General features: G+C 44.9%; 15 protein-coding genes. 14 read left to right on the forward strand and 1 reads right to left on the reverse strand.

Translation table 11 applies throughout. The features are described from left to right. Positions 1 to 11 precede the first annotated feature (11 nt). From pdxA to DWW23_RS08880, 11 genes are all read left to right on the forward strand, one after another. The gene (gene pdxA, locus DWW23_RS08830; RefSeq protein ID WP_122352927.1) at positions 12 to 1,127 is read left to right on the forward strand and encodes a 4-hydroxythreonine-4-phosphate dehydrogenase PdxA; all 1,116 of its coding nucleotides are present in this window, start codon (positions 12 to 14) and stop codon (positions 1,125 to 1,127) included. Between the two features lie 177 nt (positions 1,128 to 1,304). Beyond that, the gene (locus DWW23_RS08835) at positions 1,305 to 1,772 is read left to right on the forward strand and encodes an adenylyltransferase/cytidyltransferase family protein (protein WP_007658908.1); all 468 of its coding nucleotides are present in this window, start codon (positions 1,305 to 1,307) and stop codon (positions 1,770 to 1,772) included. A 9-nt stretch (positions 1,773 to 1,781) separates the two neighbouring features. Beyond that, positions 1,782 to 2,510, forward strand: coding sequence for an SDR family NAD(P)-dependent oxidoreductase (locus DWW23_RS08840; RefSeq protein WP_122352928.1), 729 nt, complete (start codon positions 1,782 to 1,784; stop codon positions 2,508 to 2,510). A gap of 7 nt (positions 2,511 to 2,517) precedes the next feature. Further along, entirely contained in the window at positions 2,518 to 3,405 is an 888-nt protein-coding gene (locus DWW23_RS08845) for a CDP-alcohol phosphatidyltransferase family protein (protein ID WP_122352929.1), read from the forward strand. A 7-nt stretch (positions 3,406 to 3,412) separates the two neighbouring features. Continuing rightward, the gene (locus DWW23_RS08850; RefSeq protein ID WP_122352930.1) at positions 3,413 to 4,240 is read left to right on the forward strand and encodes a lysophospholipid acyltransferase family protein; all 828 of its coding nucleotides are present in this window, start codon (positions 3,413 to 3,415) and stop codon (positions 4,238 to 4,240) included. A gap of 100 nt (positions 4,241 to 4,340) precedes the next feature. Then, positions 4,341 to 5,525, forward strand: a complete 1,185-nt coding sequence (locus DWW23_RS08855) for a sigma-54-dependent Fis family transcriptional regulator (RefSeq protein WP_122353100.1) — start codon at positions 4,341 to 4,343, stop codon at positions 5,523 to 5,525. Position 5,526: 1 nt separating this feature from the next. Continuing rightward, complete coding sequence (locus DWW23_RS08860; protein ID WP_122352931.1) at positions 5,527 to 6,039, forward strand: LptE family protein; 513 nt, start codon at positions 5,527 to 5,529, stop codon at positions 6,037 to 6,039. A gap of 4 nt (positions 6,040 to 6,043) precedes the next feature. Next, positions 6,044 to 6,814, forward strand: coding sequence for a hypothetical protein (locus DWW23_RS08865; RefSeq protein ID WP_122352932.1), 771 nt, complete (start codon positions 6,044 to 6,046; stop codon positions 6,812 to 6,814). 7 nt (positions 6,815 to 6,821) lie between these two features. Next, positions 6,822 to 7,202 (forward strand): preprotein translocase subunit SecG, encoded by a 381-nt coding sequence (gene secG, locus DWW23_RS08870; RefSeq protein ID WP_122352933.1) that lies wholly within the window; start codon positions 6,822 to 6,824, stop codon positions 7,200 to 7,202. 166 nt (positions 7,203 to 7,368) lie between these two features. Further along, positions 7,369 to 7,674 (forward strand): DUF4491 family protein, encoded by a 306-nt coding sequence (locus DWW23_RS08875; RefSeq protein ID WP_010802445.1) that lies wholly within the window; start codon positions 7,369 to 7,371, stop codon positions 7,672 to 7,674. A gap of 32 nt (positions 7,675 to 7,706) precedes the next feature. Beyond that, the gene (locus DWW23_RS08880; RefSeq protein ID WP_122352934.1) at positions 7,707 to 7,907 is read left to right on the forward strand and encodes a hypothetical protein; all 201 of its coding nucleotides are present in this window, start codon (positions 7,707 to 7,709) and stop codon (positions 7,905 to 7,907) included. Between the two features lie 7 nt (positions 7,908 to 7,914). On the opposite strand, the gene DWW23_RS08885 is transcribed toward DWW23_RS08880, so the two are convergent. Then, entirely contained in the window at positions 7,915 to 9,468 is a 1,554-nt protein-coding gene (locus DWW23_RS08885) for a M28 family metallopeptidase (protein WP_122352935.1), read from the reverse strand. Between the two features lie 160 nt (positions 9,469 to 9,628). On the opposite strand from DWW23_RS08885, the gene DWW23_RS08890 reads away from it, so the two are divergent. Genes DWW23_RS08890 through DWW23_RS08900 form a run of 3 tightly spaced genes read left to right on the forward strand, consistent with a single transcriptional unit; the run spans position 9,629 to position 14,239 of the window. Continuing rightward, positions 9,629 to 9,967, forward strand: a complete 339-nt coding sequence (locus tag DWW23_RS08890; RefSeq protein ID WP_222941154.1) for a hypothetical protein — start codon at positions 9,629 to 9,631, stop codon at positions 9,965 to 9,967. A gap of 46 nt (positions 9,968 to 10,013) precedes the next feature. After that, on the forward strand, positions 10,014 to 11,123 hold the full coding sequence (locus DWW23_RS08895; protein ID WP_122352937.1) for an efflux RND transporter periplasmic adaptor subunit: 1,110 nt from the start codon (positions 10,014 to 10,016) through the stop codon (positions 11,121 to 11,123). Positions 11,124 to 11,128: 5 nt separating this feature from the next. After that, positions 11,129 to 14,239: an efflux RND transporter permease subunit gene (locus DWW23_RS08900; protein ID WP_122352938.1), complete on the forward strand. Its 3,111-nt coding sequence runs from the start codon at positions 11,129 to 11,131 to the stop codon at positions 14,237 to 14,239. Positions 14,240 to 14,241: the final 2 nt, after the last annotated feature.

Raw genomic sequence — 14,241 nt, forward strand, 5'->3', positions numbered from 1 at the left:
AAACATAATACATGGAAGAACGATTGATTAAGGTGGGCATTACCCACGGAGATATAAATGGCATCGGATATGAGGTGATACTTAAAACATTCTCAGATGCCAGGGTTGCAGAACTTTGTACTCCGGTTATATACGGATCGTCGAAGATCGCGGCTTATCACCGGAAAGCGTTGGAGTTGCCTCCTGTGAATATGAATATCATCTCTCAGGCCGAAGATGCCGGTATTAACCGGGTGAATATCATTAACTGTGTGGATGATGAAACAAAAGTGGAATTATCGCAATCGACATCGATCGCCGGAGAAGCTGCATTCCTGGCTTTAGAGGCTGCCGTTACCGATCTGAAAAGAGGGGTGGTGGATGTATTGCTGACGGCCCCTATCAATAAACATAATATCCAGAACGAACAGTTCCATTTTCCGGGACATACCGAATATCTGGAAGAACGTTTTGGCGGAGTAGGGCGGAAAGCTTTGATGATCCTGATGAAGGACGGTCTGCGTGTCGCTTTGGTAACGGGACATATACCTCTTTCCGAGGTTCCTTCCAAAATAACTGTGGAGGATATTGTATCGAAGTTGCGTATATTCAATCAATCGCTCAAACAGGATTTCGGTATTGTGAAGCCTCGTATTGCCGTACTTTCTTTGAATCCGCATGCCGGGGATGACGGCTTGTTGGGTAAAGAAGAAGAAACGATCATCATACCCGCTATGGAAGAAGCAGAAAAAAGAGGTGTGATGTCTTTCGGACCGTATGCGGCAGACGGATTTTTCGGTTCCCAGATGTATGATAAATTTGATGGTGTACTGGCAATGTACCATGATCAGGGACTGGCGCCGTTCAAAACGCTGGCGATGGATGACGGTGTTAATTATACGGCAGGTTTGTCGATCGTGCGGACTTCTCCGGCACATGGTACCGCCTATGATATTGCCGGACAGAATCTCGCTTCCGAAGAATCGTTCCGTCAGGCTTTATATACAGCTCTGGATATTTACCGTAACCGGTCTATCTATCGTGAAGCGACGGCTAATCCGCTCCGTAAACAGTATTTTGATAAGGGCGGCGATAATGAAAAGCTGGATCTTACCAAAGATGACGATACAGAGGTTTCTCCTCAATAAGTAATGAATAAATATCCCCCGGAAAACTGTTTTCCGGGGGATATTTGGTATAAAAGCTGGCTCTTTATACCTGTTGTATTTTATAATAATCTGGTCTATATTGCGCTTTTTGACTTCAATCTTTTTTTGATAGGAAAAGTTTGCGTAAGTTTGTGGTTCAAAATTGCAACATGAATTATGTTTAAAGATAAAACGATCGTATATACTTCCGGAACATTCGATATGTTTCATTATAATCATCTCCGGATGATCAATTATGCTCGTAGTCTGGCTGATATCCTTATCGTAGGAGTAAGCACGGACGAACTGGTTTCTTCCTATAAAGCGAATCCCATTATCCCGTTCAATGAACGTCTTCAAATCATTGAAGCGTTGAAAACTCCGGATATTGTCATACCGCAGCATACGTTGGATCATACAGAGATTGTAAAGAAATTGAATATCGATGCTTTCGTGGTTGGTGACGACTGGTTCGGCAAATACGATTATCTGAAAGATTTAGGTGTACAGGTTTTCTATTTCCCATATGGAACCGGCGTATCTTCATCTAATTTGAAGAAAACGATTCATGATTCCTACGAAGAGAACCTGAAATATCAACGACATGCTAAACCTGCTACTGTAAAGGGAAAAGGGGAAGAATAAAAAGAACTCATGGAAAAGTGTGCTTTAATTACCGGTGGTACGAAGGGTATAGGTAAAGCGGTGGCTTTCTGTCTGGGAAAAGCCGGGTATGACCTTGTGCTTACTTATGCCTCTGATCCGGGAAAGGCTGAACAAACACAAGATTGTTTGCGGCAGCAATTCGGGATCAACGTGTCTGTACTACAGGCTGATATAACAAAGAAAGAATCCATTGATAAAATAGATGCTTATTTGCGGGAGAATAATTTGCTGTTGGATGCTGTTGTCTTTAATGCAGGACTGACTTGTCGCGATTCATTTGAGGACTTATCGCTTGCAGATTGGGAACGGGTCTTTTTTGCGAATGTACATTTCCCTGTATTCTTATTACAACGTATTGTTCAATTGATCAATAAAGGGGGCAGTGTGGTTTTTACCGGTTCTTTGATGGGTATTCAGCCGCATTCGGTTTCTCTGGCTTACGGGGTAACCAAAAGTGCTGTGCATGCTTTGGTAAAGAATATGGTCAAATTCCTGACACCTTATGAGTTGCGTGTGAACGCAGTTGCTCCCGGGTTTGTCGATACCGAATGGCAGAAGACTAAACCGGCCGAGATACGGAGGAATATAGAGAACAAGGTTGCTTTAGGACGTTTTTGTGATCCGGAAGAGTTGGCTGAAGTGTATAAGATGTTAATAGAAAATAGTTATTTTAATGGCGAAGTGGTCGTTGTAGACGGCGGATATTCGTATAAATAATAGATCGATGAGTAATTTGGATAAAGAATACGAAGCATCATTGAAATCGATAGAAACTGAAAATGTGGTTGACCGGGCGTTTTATCGTCCGATCGGTTTCCGTATCGCTCGTATGTTGCGTGGCACGGGTATTACCCCGAATATGGTGACGGTCATTTCCATATTTGTAGGAGCGGCCGTCGGTTTCATGTTTTATCATGATAATCTGGTTTATAATATCTGTGGTATTTTATTATTGATTTTTGCTAATATACTCGACTGCGTAGACGGTCAACTGGCACGTCTGACCGGCATCAAGTCTGCTATCGGGCGAATACTTGACGGATTTGCCGGTGATATCTGGTTTGCTTCTATCTATGTCGGTTTTGCTCTCCGCTTATCTCACGAATATGGTACTTATTGGTTTTTCGCTTTAGCCGTTATCTCCGGCTTATCCCATCTGGTACAGGCGAATATAACCGATTATTATAAAACATTACATCTTTATTTCATCAGTAAGGATAAGGGGGCAGAATTCCAGTCTCTGGAGCAGGTGATAGCCCGTCATAAAGAGATGAAACTGGGTATCAATAAAACATTTTATTTTCTTTACAGGGGATATACTTTACTTCAGGTGAAAGCCACTCCTTCTTTGCAACGTATGTTACAGAGCCTTCATGCCAAATACGGGGATGATATTCCGGAAAATGTACGGGTTGCTTTTCGTAAACAAAGTCGTGACTTAATGCGTTATATAGATCTGCTGACATTTAACGGACGTACGATCGTTATGTTTATCGTTGTGTTGGTAGGTGAGGTCTGGGTTTATTTCCTGTATGAAATAATCGTATTGAATTTTGTATTGCTCATGTCGATGCGCAAGCACGAAAAAATGTGCGCATCGTTTATTGAATAAATAGAATATGAAAAAGAGCGTAGTAGACATTAATGATTTGCAGGAAGCTGCCCCGTTCTTCAGAAGCCGTATAGGCACCTTCCTTGGCAAATTACTGATTAAATGGTTAAGTGTTGACAAAGTAAACAAGGTACATGCCAATAACTGCCATTTGCGTGGATCAGCGTTTACTACTGCATTACTGAATGATCCCCTGATCGATATCAAGTATAAATTGCATAATGCGGAAATATTGGATCATTTGCCAGAAGGGGCATTTATAACAATATCGAATCATCCGATAGGTTCGGTCGATGGTATTATACTGATCGATATCATGGCAGCCCGTCGTCCGGACTTTAAAGTTATGGTGAACGAGATCCTGGTAAAGATCGGTGCCATGAAGGATAATTTTGTTTCAGTCCTACCCGATTCTACCGGCAATGGTCCGAACCCGGCTAATATAAATGGCGTACGCTATTCTTTACAACGCCTGAAAGAAGGGCATCCGATGGGGTTTTTTCCGGCTGGGGCGATTTCTTTTTATAATAAGGAAGACAAGGGAATCCATGATCTTCCCTGGACACACAGCGTGATCCGTCTGATCCGCAAAGCTAATGTTCCGATATATCCCGTTTATTTTGATTTTTTAAATTCCCGCTTCTTTTACTGGCTGGGTAGTATCAGTTGGAAGATACGTACTTTGCGTATTCCTGCCGAGGCTTTTAACAAACGGGGGAAAACAGTTGATGTGTATGTAGGTGAACCTATTTCGCCTGACGAAATAAAGAATTTTACGGATGATACGGCACTGGCTGAATTTCTATTCAACCGTACTTATGGTGCTAAAAAATAAGAATCCGCTGATAGAATCCACTCTTGATAGCTGGAATTTGAATTAAGATTTGTAATTTTGGCAGACAAACTGAAATAATTACAGATATTCAATAGATATGATGATTAAGGTTGACGTCCAGCAAATAAAACAGCGTTTTGGAATTATAGGAAATAGCCCTGGCCTGAATAGGGCAATCGATGTCGCTCTCCAGGTGGCTCCGACTGATTTGTCTGTGCTTATTACGGGAGAAAGTGGTGTCGGTAAAGAAACTTTTCCTCAGATCATACATCAGAATAGTCCGCGTAAACATGGTCAGTATATAGCCGTGAACTGTGGGGCTATTCCGGAAGGTACCATAGACTCCGAATTGTTCGGACATGAAAAAGGATCTTTTACCGGAGCGTTGGCAGACCGGAAGGGTTATTTTGAAGTAGCCGACGGAGGAACTATTTTTCTGGATGAAGTAGGGGAGCTGCCCACTCCGACGCAAGCCCGTTTGTTGCGTGTTCTCGAGACCGGCGAATTTATTAAGGTCGGTTCTTCGAAAGTGCTGAAAACCAATGTGAGGATTGTCGCTGCAACTAATGTGAACCTGGTGCAGGCTGTGGCAGACGGGAAATTCCGTGAAGATCTGTATTATCGTTTGAATACGGTACCTATCCAGATACCGCCGTTGCGCGAACGTCCGGAGGATATCATCCTGCTGTTCCGTAAATTCGCAGGAGACTGTGCCGAGAAATATCGAATGCCCCCGATCCGGTTGGATGAAGAGGCACGCCAGTTGCTGACCTCTTACCGCTGGCCGGGAAACGTTCGTGAGTTGAAGAATATAACGGAACGTATTTCTGTGATCGAGGAAAACCGTGATATTACAGCCAGCGTGCTGCGTTTGTATCTTCCGGATCTGAATGTGGAAAAATATCCGGTGCTGGTTAAGAAACAGGAGAGCGACCAGAAGTTTTTCAACAGTGAACGCGAGATACTTTACCAGGTACTTTTCGATATGAAGAACGATGTCAATGAACTGAAAAAGCTGGTTCACGATATCATGGGAGGAAAAATGCCTATGCCGGTAGCCGACGAGACTACTTATGCACATCCGATCCATCCGGTACATTCGGCACCGATCCAGGAAGCGGAAGCGGTAGAGGAAGAAGAGACACTTTCGTTGGAAGATGTTGAGAAAGATATGATCCGTAAGGCGTTGGAAAAACATAACGGACGCCGGAAGAATGCGGCGGCCGACCTGAAAATATCAGAACGTACTCTTTACAGAAAGATTAAAGAATATAATTTGGAATAATATGTTGAAAAAGAATGTGATCTGGCTCTGTCTGATGATAGGGGTAATAGTAACGGCTTGTTCTATTTCCTATAAGTTCAACGGAGCTTCGATTGACTATACGAAAGTAAAAACAATTACTGTCAAGGATTTCCCGAACCAGGCTCCTTTGGTGTATCCTCCGTTATCGCAGGAGTTTACCGAAGCATTGAAGGATATTTATATCCGTCAGACACGCCTTCAGATGGTCAATAACAATGGTGATCTGGATCTGGAAGGTGAGATTACCGGTTATGAACTGACTCCGATGGCTGTCAAGGAAGATGCCTGGTCATCCCAGACGAAGTTGACGATCACTGTGCGTGTCCGATATTCTAACCGGACAAATCCGGAGGAAGATTTCGAACAGAGCTTTTCGGCTTATCGCGAGTTCGATGCGACCCGGATGTTGCAGGATGTACAGGCTGAGTTATGTACGGAGATTGTCGATGAGTTGACGGACCAGATTTATAATGCAACCGTAGCCAATTGGTAAAATTATGAAAGCTGCAGACTTATATCTATTGATAGAAGATCCCTCTCTGTTGACGAAGGAGACACTTTCCCCGTTGCGTCAGATAGTGGATGAATATCCCTATTTTCATATAGCCCGGATGCTTTACCTGAAGAATCTGGCTGTATTGAACGATATACGTTTTGCCGCAGAATTGAAAAGGATGGCAGTTTATATACCGGATAGAAGAAAATTATTTACATTGATCGAAGGAGAACGTTATGGTATGGCGTTTAGAACAGCATCGGATAAGGAAGAGACTTCCGCTGCGGATTCTTTCTCTTTAATAGAAGCCTTTCTGGCTGATCGTGAGAGCGAGGGGGAACAACAACCGGCAGATGAGAGTTTATTGTTTCAACCATCCGTATCGTCGGATTATATTTATTGGTCGTTATCCAAAGATGAGACACCGGTGGAAGAGGAGCCGGCTGCCAGACTTCAACATCATGATCTGATCGATTCTTTTATTAAAAATGACGAACAACGAGCACCGGGTAGCGGTTTGTCACTGACTCTGCAGTCGGATGATCTCTCTTCCCTGACTCCGTTGAAAGAAGAGGAGAGTGAGCAACCTCGTTCGTTGGACGATGATTCTTATTTTACCGAGACTTTAGCCCATATTTATGTTAAACAGAAACGGTATGAGAAGGCATTGCAAATTATTAAAAACTTATATTTGAATTATCCAGAAAAAAATGCTTACTTTGCAGACCAAATTAGATTTTTGGAAAAATTGATTATTAACACTAAAAAATAAAACTAAAATGTACGTATTTATTTCTATTCTAATCCTGATCGCTTCAATACTTCTGATCCTGATAGTATTGATCCAGAACTCAAAGGGGGGAGGTCTGGCTTCGGGATTCTCTTCATCTAACCAAATTATGGGTGTACGTAAAACCACAGACTTTTTGGAAAAAGCAACATGGGGCCTGGCAGGTTTTGTTATTGTATGTAGTATCGTTATTACAGCATTTATTCCCAGAGCAACAACTACTACGCAATCTGAAATCAAAAAACAGGTAAATGAAGCTGTTACAATCGACCCGAATACGGTAGCTCCTAATTTCGGAACAGCACAGCCATCGGCTAATGCTCCGGCTGAAGAAGAAACTCCGGCAGAAGCTCCTGCTCAGGCTCAATAAGATTTTAGTATAGCAATATATGCAAAAAGGCATTCCTTTCCGGGAGTGTCTTTTTTGTTTTAATTATTGTCCGATAAATACAATTTATCAGGACGAGTATTTAATTTTTGTATCTTTGTCTAAACAGACAAACCGACCTGTCTGTTTTATATTAAACAATACAAATATGGAGATGATAAATTTTGACGGGCTACTGATTGGGATCGTTACTTTTCTGATAATCGGATTATTTCATCCGATAGTTGTTAAAGCGGAATACTATTGGGGAACCAAATGCTGGTGGATATTCCTTCTTTTAGGAATTGCCGGAACGGTTGCTTCCTTATTGATCGAAAGTGTTTTTGTATCTGCTATCTGCGGAGTATTTGCTTTCTCTTCGTTCTGGACGATCAAGGAAGTGTTCGAACAAGAGGAGCGTGTATTGAAAGGATGGTTTCCTAAAAATCCGAAGAGACAATATCCGGAAAAATAATTGTATCTTTGTAGCCGTAAAAGAATACAGCTATGAAGAAGAAAAAGAAAGTCTCTCCGCTGGACGAGTACATCAAGGCGAACCGTAAAGGAAGCCGCGAAGCGGAACTGGAGAATCACGGACGTCCGGTCAGTCATAACCGGGTGCATGTATCGAAAAAGGTTTATAACCGCAAAAGAGATAAGGCAGATGCCCAGGGGCGTCTGCCTTACTTGTTTAACAGGGTTGCTTGATTTTCTTTTATTCTTCTTTAATATATAATCCTTCGCGTGACAATTGATGGTCGAGGTTAGCTACTCCCAGTCCGACGATAGCCATAACAGTCGCTGCATGTTCCTGGTATTCAGGAATGCTCTTAGTGTATAAGTCACGTTCCGTATGCCATATTTCATCGTAGCTGAAGTTGTACCCTTTGATATCCTTTTCCATAAAGCCTATGGTCGGAACACCTTCGATAGCGAAGACTGAAGCATCCGTACCACCCGGTGTTTTCGGTTGTTTGCGGGGAGCTGCTTCTTTGACTTCGAACGGATATTCCGGATCGATCTTTTGGATAGGTTCGCATATCTTTACAAAATCATCATACATTGCTTTAGGTACACTGATCCCGACCGGAGGAGTAGGGCCTCCATCACGGTTGAAGAGGTTGGATATCTTTTCCAGTTTCTTCGGATTCCCTTCCACCCAGGCTGTAGCACCCAGCAGACCAAATTCTTCACCGGCAAAGGCACAGAATAGCATGGTACGTTTGGGTTTGGCTCCGGATGTTGCGATCAAGCGGGCTGCTTCCATAACAGGGGTAACGCCCGAACCGTCATCCACACCACCTGTTCCCACATCAAAAGAGTCGAGGTGGCCGCTTAACATAACATATTCTCCGGGATATTTGCTCCCTTTGATGGAACCTATTACATTGTAATATTTTACCGGTCCCAGACGGAAATGGTTACGTATATCGAATTCGAGCATGAAAGAACGGCGTTCTTTTACCATCTGTTTAATGGTGGCATATTGATGTTCATCCAGCTTAATATCGGGAACTGTCGGGAGTTTTTCTATTGTCATTTCCTGATCGAATACGACGTTCTTATCATAAAGTGCACGGAGTGGAACAGGGGCCGATTGGATAAAGCCTAAGACACCAGCTTCGCACATCTCTTTGTAGAACAATGCCGGTACATCTTCTTTAAGAGGCAGCAATGGGGTATTCTTCTTATTTACCCAGTTGTCAGTCATTATTTCACGGTTCTTTTTGGCTATTTCATTATTCTCGGCGATAATCGCGGCACGGCTGGAATCGGCCGAAGCTGAGTGGGCAATCGGCCATCCGACATTCGTCCCGCTGACTAATATCCACGCTCCTTTCAGTTGACCTCTCATCCGGTCGAACTCATCCTGTGTAAGCGGTTCGAGCAGCACGTGTCCCCGTTGAAGACCTTTTGTGCCGGAGGTATAAGAAGGGGTAACGAAATGGAGGTCCATACCGTTTTCACCGAGCAGTTTGCCGAACCACGGTCCCCGGTTGAATCCGACCGGTAATGTGCCAGCTTCCTGTAGTTCGACTTCCAGTCCCCATTCTTTAAATTTGGAGGCGACCCATTCGGTGGCATTATCATAGGCATCGGAGCCGATCGGGCGTCCGCCGAAACGGTTGGTCAGAATATCCAGATGGTTCATGACCCGGTTGTCCGTTCGTGCGGTTTCTATGATTTTGTTTACTGCAGCCTCCTGCGCCGGGAGGGATGAAATGGTCATACAGGCCATGGTCGCAAAGAGAAGTATAGTCCTTTTCATATCTGTGTTTGTTTTAAGTATTACAAATTAATGGATAAAATCAACGTGTACCAAATGAAATACGGGAAATAATAACAGAATCGTTACACATTTGTAAAAGTATTACCAAAATAAATAGATACCTTTGTAACCAAATCGGGAGCGTGTGAAATCAATCTGTATGGCTATAGCGAAATATCTGCTGGTAGTACTCTTTATGAGTTACTATGTAGGTGGTACTGCGTTTACCCATACCCATTATTTCCCGACCTATTCTATTACCCATTCCCATCCCTTCCTGCCGGGAGCGGACGGTTTGCCCCATCATACACATAGCTCGACTGCTTTCAATACGATCCAGGAATTGGATGATATTATGTTGGAAGCCGCTGCCTTGTGTTTTGCATTGGCAACAGCTTGGGTACTTCTTGCCGTGTTTATTCAACAACACAAGTATATAACCCCTGTACGTCTTGTACGTAACATCAATCTTCGTGCCCCTCCTTTCAGTATTAAATAATCTACCAGTAACGAAAAACAGAATTATTTAATACAAGAAAATCAATATGAAACAATTACTATTACTATTGCTTCCGGCAATGGTATTATGTTCCTGTAACCATAATAAACAGGACGATGAGGTTGCTATTGCTGTAACTTTGCATGGCGACACGATACAAATAGGGGATAAATCACCTATCTTGTCCCGGTTGAAAACCGATGTTGTAAAGAAAGAATCTTACCGCCTGGAGTTTACCACTTCCGGTGTCGTGAAGGCTATTCCGTCCAATTATGCGGAGATCGCTTCTCCTTTTGCCGGACGTATATCCAAATCATTCGTACGCCTGGGACAGAAGGTAATACCTGGAAGTCCGGTTTTTGAGATAAGTTCGCCGGATTTCTTTGAAACAGGGAAGGCATATTACCAGGCCAAGCAAGAGATGGAACTGGCTCTGAAAAGCCTAAAACGTGAAAAGGACCTGTTGCAGAACAAAGTCGGCGTACAGAAAGAACTGGAAGAGGCGGAAGTCAATTACGAACTGAAGAAAAAAGATTATGAGAATGCGGTAGCCGCCCTGAAGGTATTCCAGATAGAGCCGGACGAACTTGTGCTGGGACAACCTCTGATCGTTCGTTCACCGATAGCAGGCGAGATCGTGACCGACCGTATCGTGATCGGCCAGTATATCAAGGAAGATGCCGAACCGGTGGCGGTGATCGCTAACCTGAGTAAAGTATGGGTCGCTGCCCATGTGAAAGAAAAGGATATGGGGATGATACAGACACTCGACAGTGTTGAAGTCCGTTTGCTGGCTATGCCTGACCAGCCGTTTTCTGGAAAGATCTATCATGTCAGTGAAATGCTGGATGAAGATACCCGTTCGGTAGAGGTTTTGATCGAATGTGATAACAGTTCGCGTCTGATGAAACCGGCTATGTATGGGACGGTCAAATTGTGCGACCGCAGTACGGAGGTAATCCGTATCCCGACTTCGGCTATTCTGCAGGAAGAGGAGAGTGCTTATGTTTTGCTTGCGCTAGGCAATAATTGTTACCGGAAGCAGAAAGTTTCTACTTCTGTTACGGAAGACGGCAAGACGGTGATTCTTTCCGGACTGACACCCGGAGATACGATTGTAAGTACGGGAGCTTTTTATTTACTTGATGCCCGGTAGATCCTATGAAGAAGATAATTTATATGGCGATACATCGGCGGGGCTTGATGTTCGTGCTATTCCTGTTTCTTGCCGTAGTAGGATATTATTCGTGGACGAACCTGGCGATTGACGCCTATCCGGATATTGCCGATACCACCGTACAGGTTGTAACGCAGGTTCCCGGACTGGCTGCCGAAGAGATCGAGCAACAGATTAGTATCCCTATCGAGAGGGCGATGAACGGCATGCCGGGGCTGAATGTGATGCGAAGTAAGAATACCTTCGGACTGTCTACTGTCGTGCTGGTGTTCGACGACGGTATCGACGATTACTGGGCACGCCAGCGTGTGCAGGAACGTCTGGTCGATGTGGAACTACCTTACGATGCGGTTCCGGGATTGAACCCGCTGACTTCACCTACCGGCGAGATTTTCCGGTATGTACTGGAAAGTGACCGGCTGGATCTGCGTGAGTTGACCGACCTGCATAAGTGGGTGATCATTCCCCGTTTGAAACAAGTGACAGGGGTTGCCGATGTCAGTAACTATGGCGGTATTACTACACAGTATCAGATAGAAGTGAATCCGCATAAGATGGAACAATATAATGTGACATTGGGCGATATCACCGAGAAGATCGAAAAGAATAACGTAAATGCCGGCGGCAGCATGTTGAGCCGGGGCGACCTGAGTTACGTGATCCGTGGTATCGGTCTGGTAAAAGACCTGACAGACCTGGGGCGTATTGTTATCAAAACCGAGAATGGTATACCTGTCTATCTCGACGATCTGGGAACATTGAAGTACGGGAATCTGGAACGCAAGGGCGTACTGGGTTTCTTCGACGGCGTGCGTGACCATTCGGATGGGGTGGAAGGTATTGTCCAGATGCTTCGCGGCGAGAATCCGTCTAAGGTGCTGGAAGGTGTGCATCTGGCTGTGGACGAACTGAATAATGAGACCCTACCTGAAGGAACCCGCCTGCATGTCTTTATGGATCGTACGAATCTGGTTGATATGACCTTGCATACCGTATCCCACACACTGTTTGAGGGAATGGTGCTGGTGGTGTTGGTTCTGATCCTGTTTTTAGGGAACTGGCGTGGCGCTTTATTGGTAGCACTTACCATTCCGTTATCCTTGTTGATCGCCTTTATCCTGATGCACCTGACGGATATTCCTGCCAACCTGCTTTCGTTGGGTGCTATCGACTTCGGTATTTTGGTGGACGGAGCGATTGTAATGATGGAAACTATCCTGAAGAAGCGCGAACGGCATCCGGACGAGATACTGACTGAAGATTCCATCCTGCGCCGTACGACAGAAGTTGCCCGTCCGATCTTTTTCTCTACATTAATTATCATAACGGCTTATCTTCCCCTGTTTGCTTTCGAACATATCGAAAAGAAACTGTTTACGCCGATGGCTTACACCGTAGGATATGCTTTGTTGGGTGCTCTGGCTGTCGCTTTGTTCCTGATACCGGGACTGGCTTTTTATGCTTATCGCAAACCGCGTAAGATATATCATAACCGCTGGCTGGAGAAGTTGGGAGAGATCTATCACAGACAGATCGTCGCTTTGCTGGATAAACCTAAGCGGGTATTACTGCCGTTATTGGTTATACTGGTTGCTGCCGGTGTCTTGAGTTATACGGTTGGAAAAGACTTCCTGCCGCCGCTTGATGAAGGAGCTATCTGGATTCAGGTGCAGTTACCTCCAGGTATTTCGATCGAGAAGTCGAAAGAGATGGGAGCGGAGTTGCGTAAAGCGGTGAAACAGTTTGATGAAGTCTCTTATGTAATGACCCAGGTAGGTCGTGATGATGAGGGAGCAGAGGCTTTCTCTCTTTCCCATATCGAATGCGGAGTAGGTCTGAAACCCTACGACACCTGGAAGTTCGGCAAGACAAAGGCAGACCTGATCGAGGAAATGTCGGAAACGTTGTCGACCATGCCCGGCTATACTGTCAGCTTCTCGCAACCGATCATCGACATGGTAATGGACCAGATAGCCGGTGCCCATAGTGACCTGGCAATCAAAGTCTATGGCGATGATATTACCGATACCCGCCATATAGCCGACAAAGTGGTAAATGTACTGCGTGCGATTCCCGGAGCTGCCGACGTAGCTATTGACCAGGAACCGCCGTTACCTCAGTTGCAAATAGTCGCCGACCGTGACCGTATCGCGCAATACGGACTGAACTTTTCCGATGTAGCCGATATGATCGAGCTGGCGATCGGAGGAAAGGCTATCTCGCAGATATTTGTCGGAAGCAAAAGTTACGACGTGATCTGCCGTTTCGACGATGCCAGCCGTGATACGCCCGAAAGTATCGGTAATCTGTTGCTTACTAACGGGGCAGGAGCGAAGATACCGCTTTCGCAGGTGGCAGAAGTGAAAATGACAACCGGTGCCAGTACCATTTCCCGTGAAATGAACAAACGCCATCTGACTATCCATATCAACCTGCGTGGCGTTGACCTGACCGAGTTTCTGAATAAGGCGAACCGGCTGATCGATAAGGAGGTTGCCTATAACCATGATACCGTTCATCTGCAATGGGCAGGACAGTTCGAGAATCAGAACCGTGCCTATAAACGTCTGGCGGCAGTCGTGCCTCTGGCTTTAGGTATCATGCTGTTGCTGTTGTTTGCCGCCTGTGGAAAGTTCCGTCAGGCAGCTTTGATGATGTGCGTGGTTCCTTTGGCTCTTTTCGGCGGCATGTTGGCGTTGAATGTGCGGAGGATGACGCTGAATGTGTCTTCTGCCGTCGGTTTTATTGCGTTGATCGGTGTGGCGATTCAGAATGGTGTGATTATGATCTCTCATATCAATAACCTGCGTAGCCGCGACCGGGGTTTCAAGCAGTCCATTATTACCGGGGCGAAACACCGTTTCCGTCCGATCCTGATGACGGCAACAGTAGCTGTATTGGGATTGTTGCCAGCTTCCTTGAGTACGGGGATCGGTTCCGATGTGCAGCGTCCGTTGGCAACGGTGATTGTCTATGGGCTGCTGTTTGCGACCGTTATTACGCTTTATGTACTTCCTGCTTTGTATTATCTGGTGGAAAAGCACTATTTAGATGAAGATGCGGGAGCTGTTAATCCGGAAGAGCCGACAGCTTAAAT

This window comes from Parabacteroides sp. AF14-59, assembly GCF_003479515.1.
GTDB classification, from domain to species: domain Bacteria; phylum Bacteroidota; class Bacteroidia; order Bacteroidales; family Tannerellaceae; genus Parabacteroides; species Parabacteroides faecis.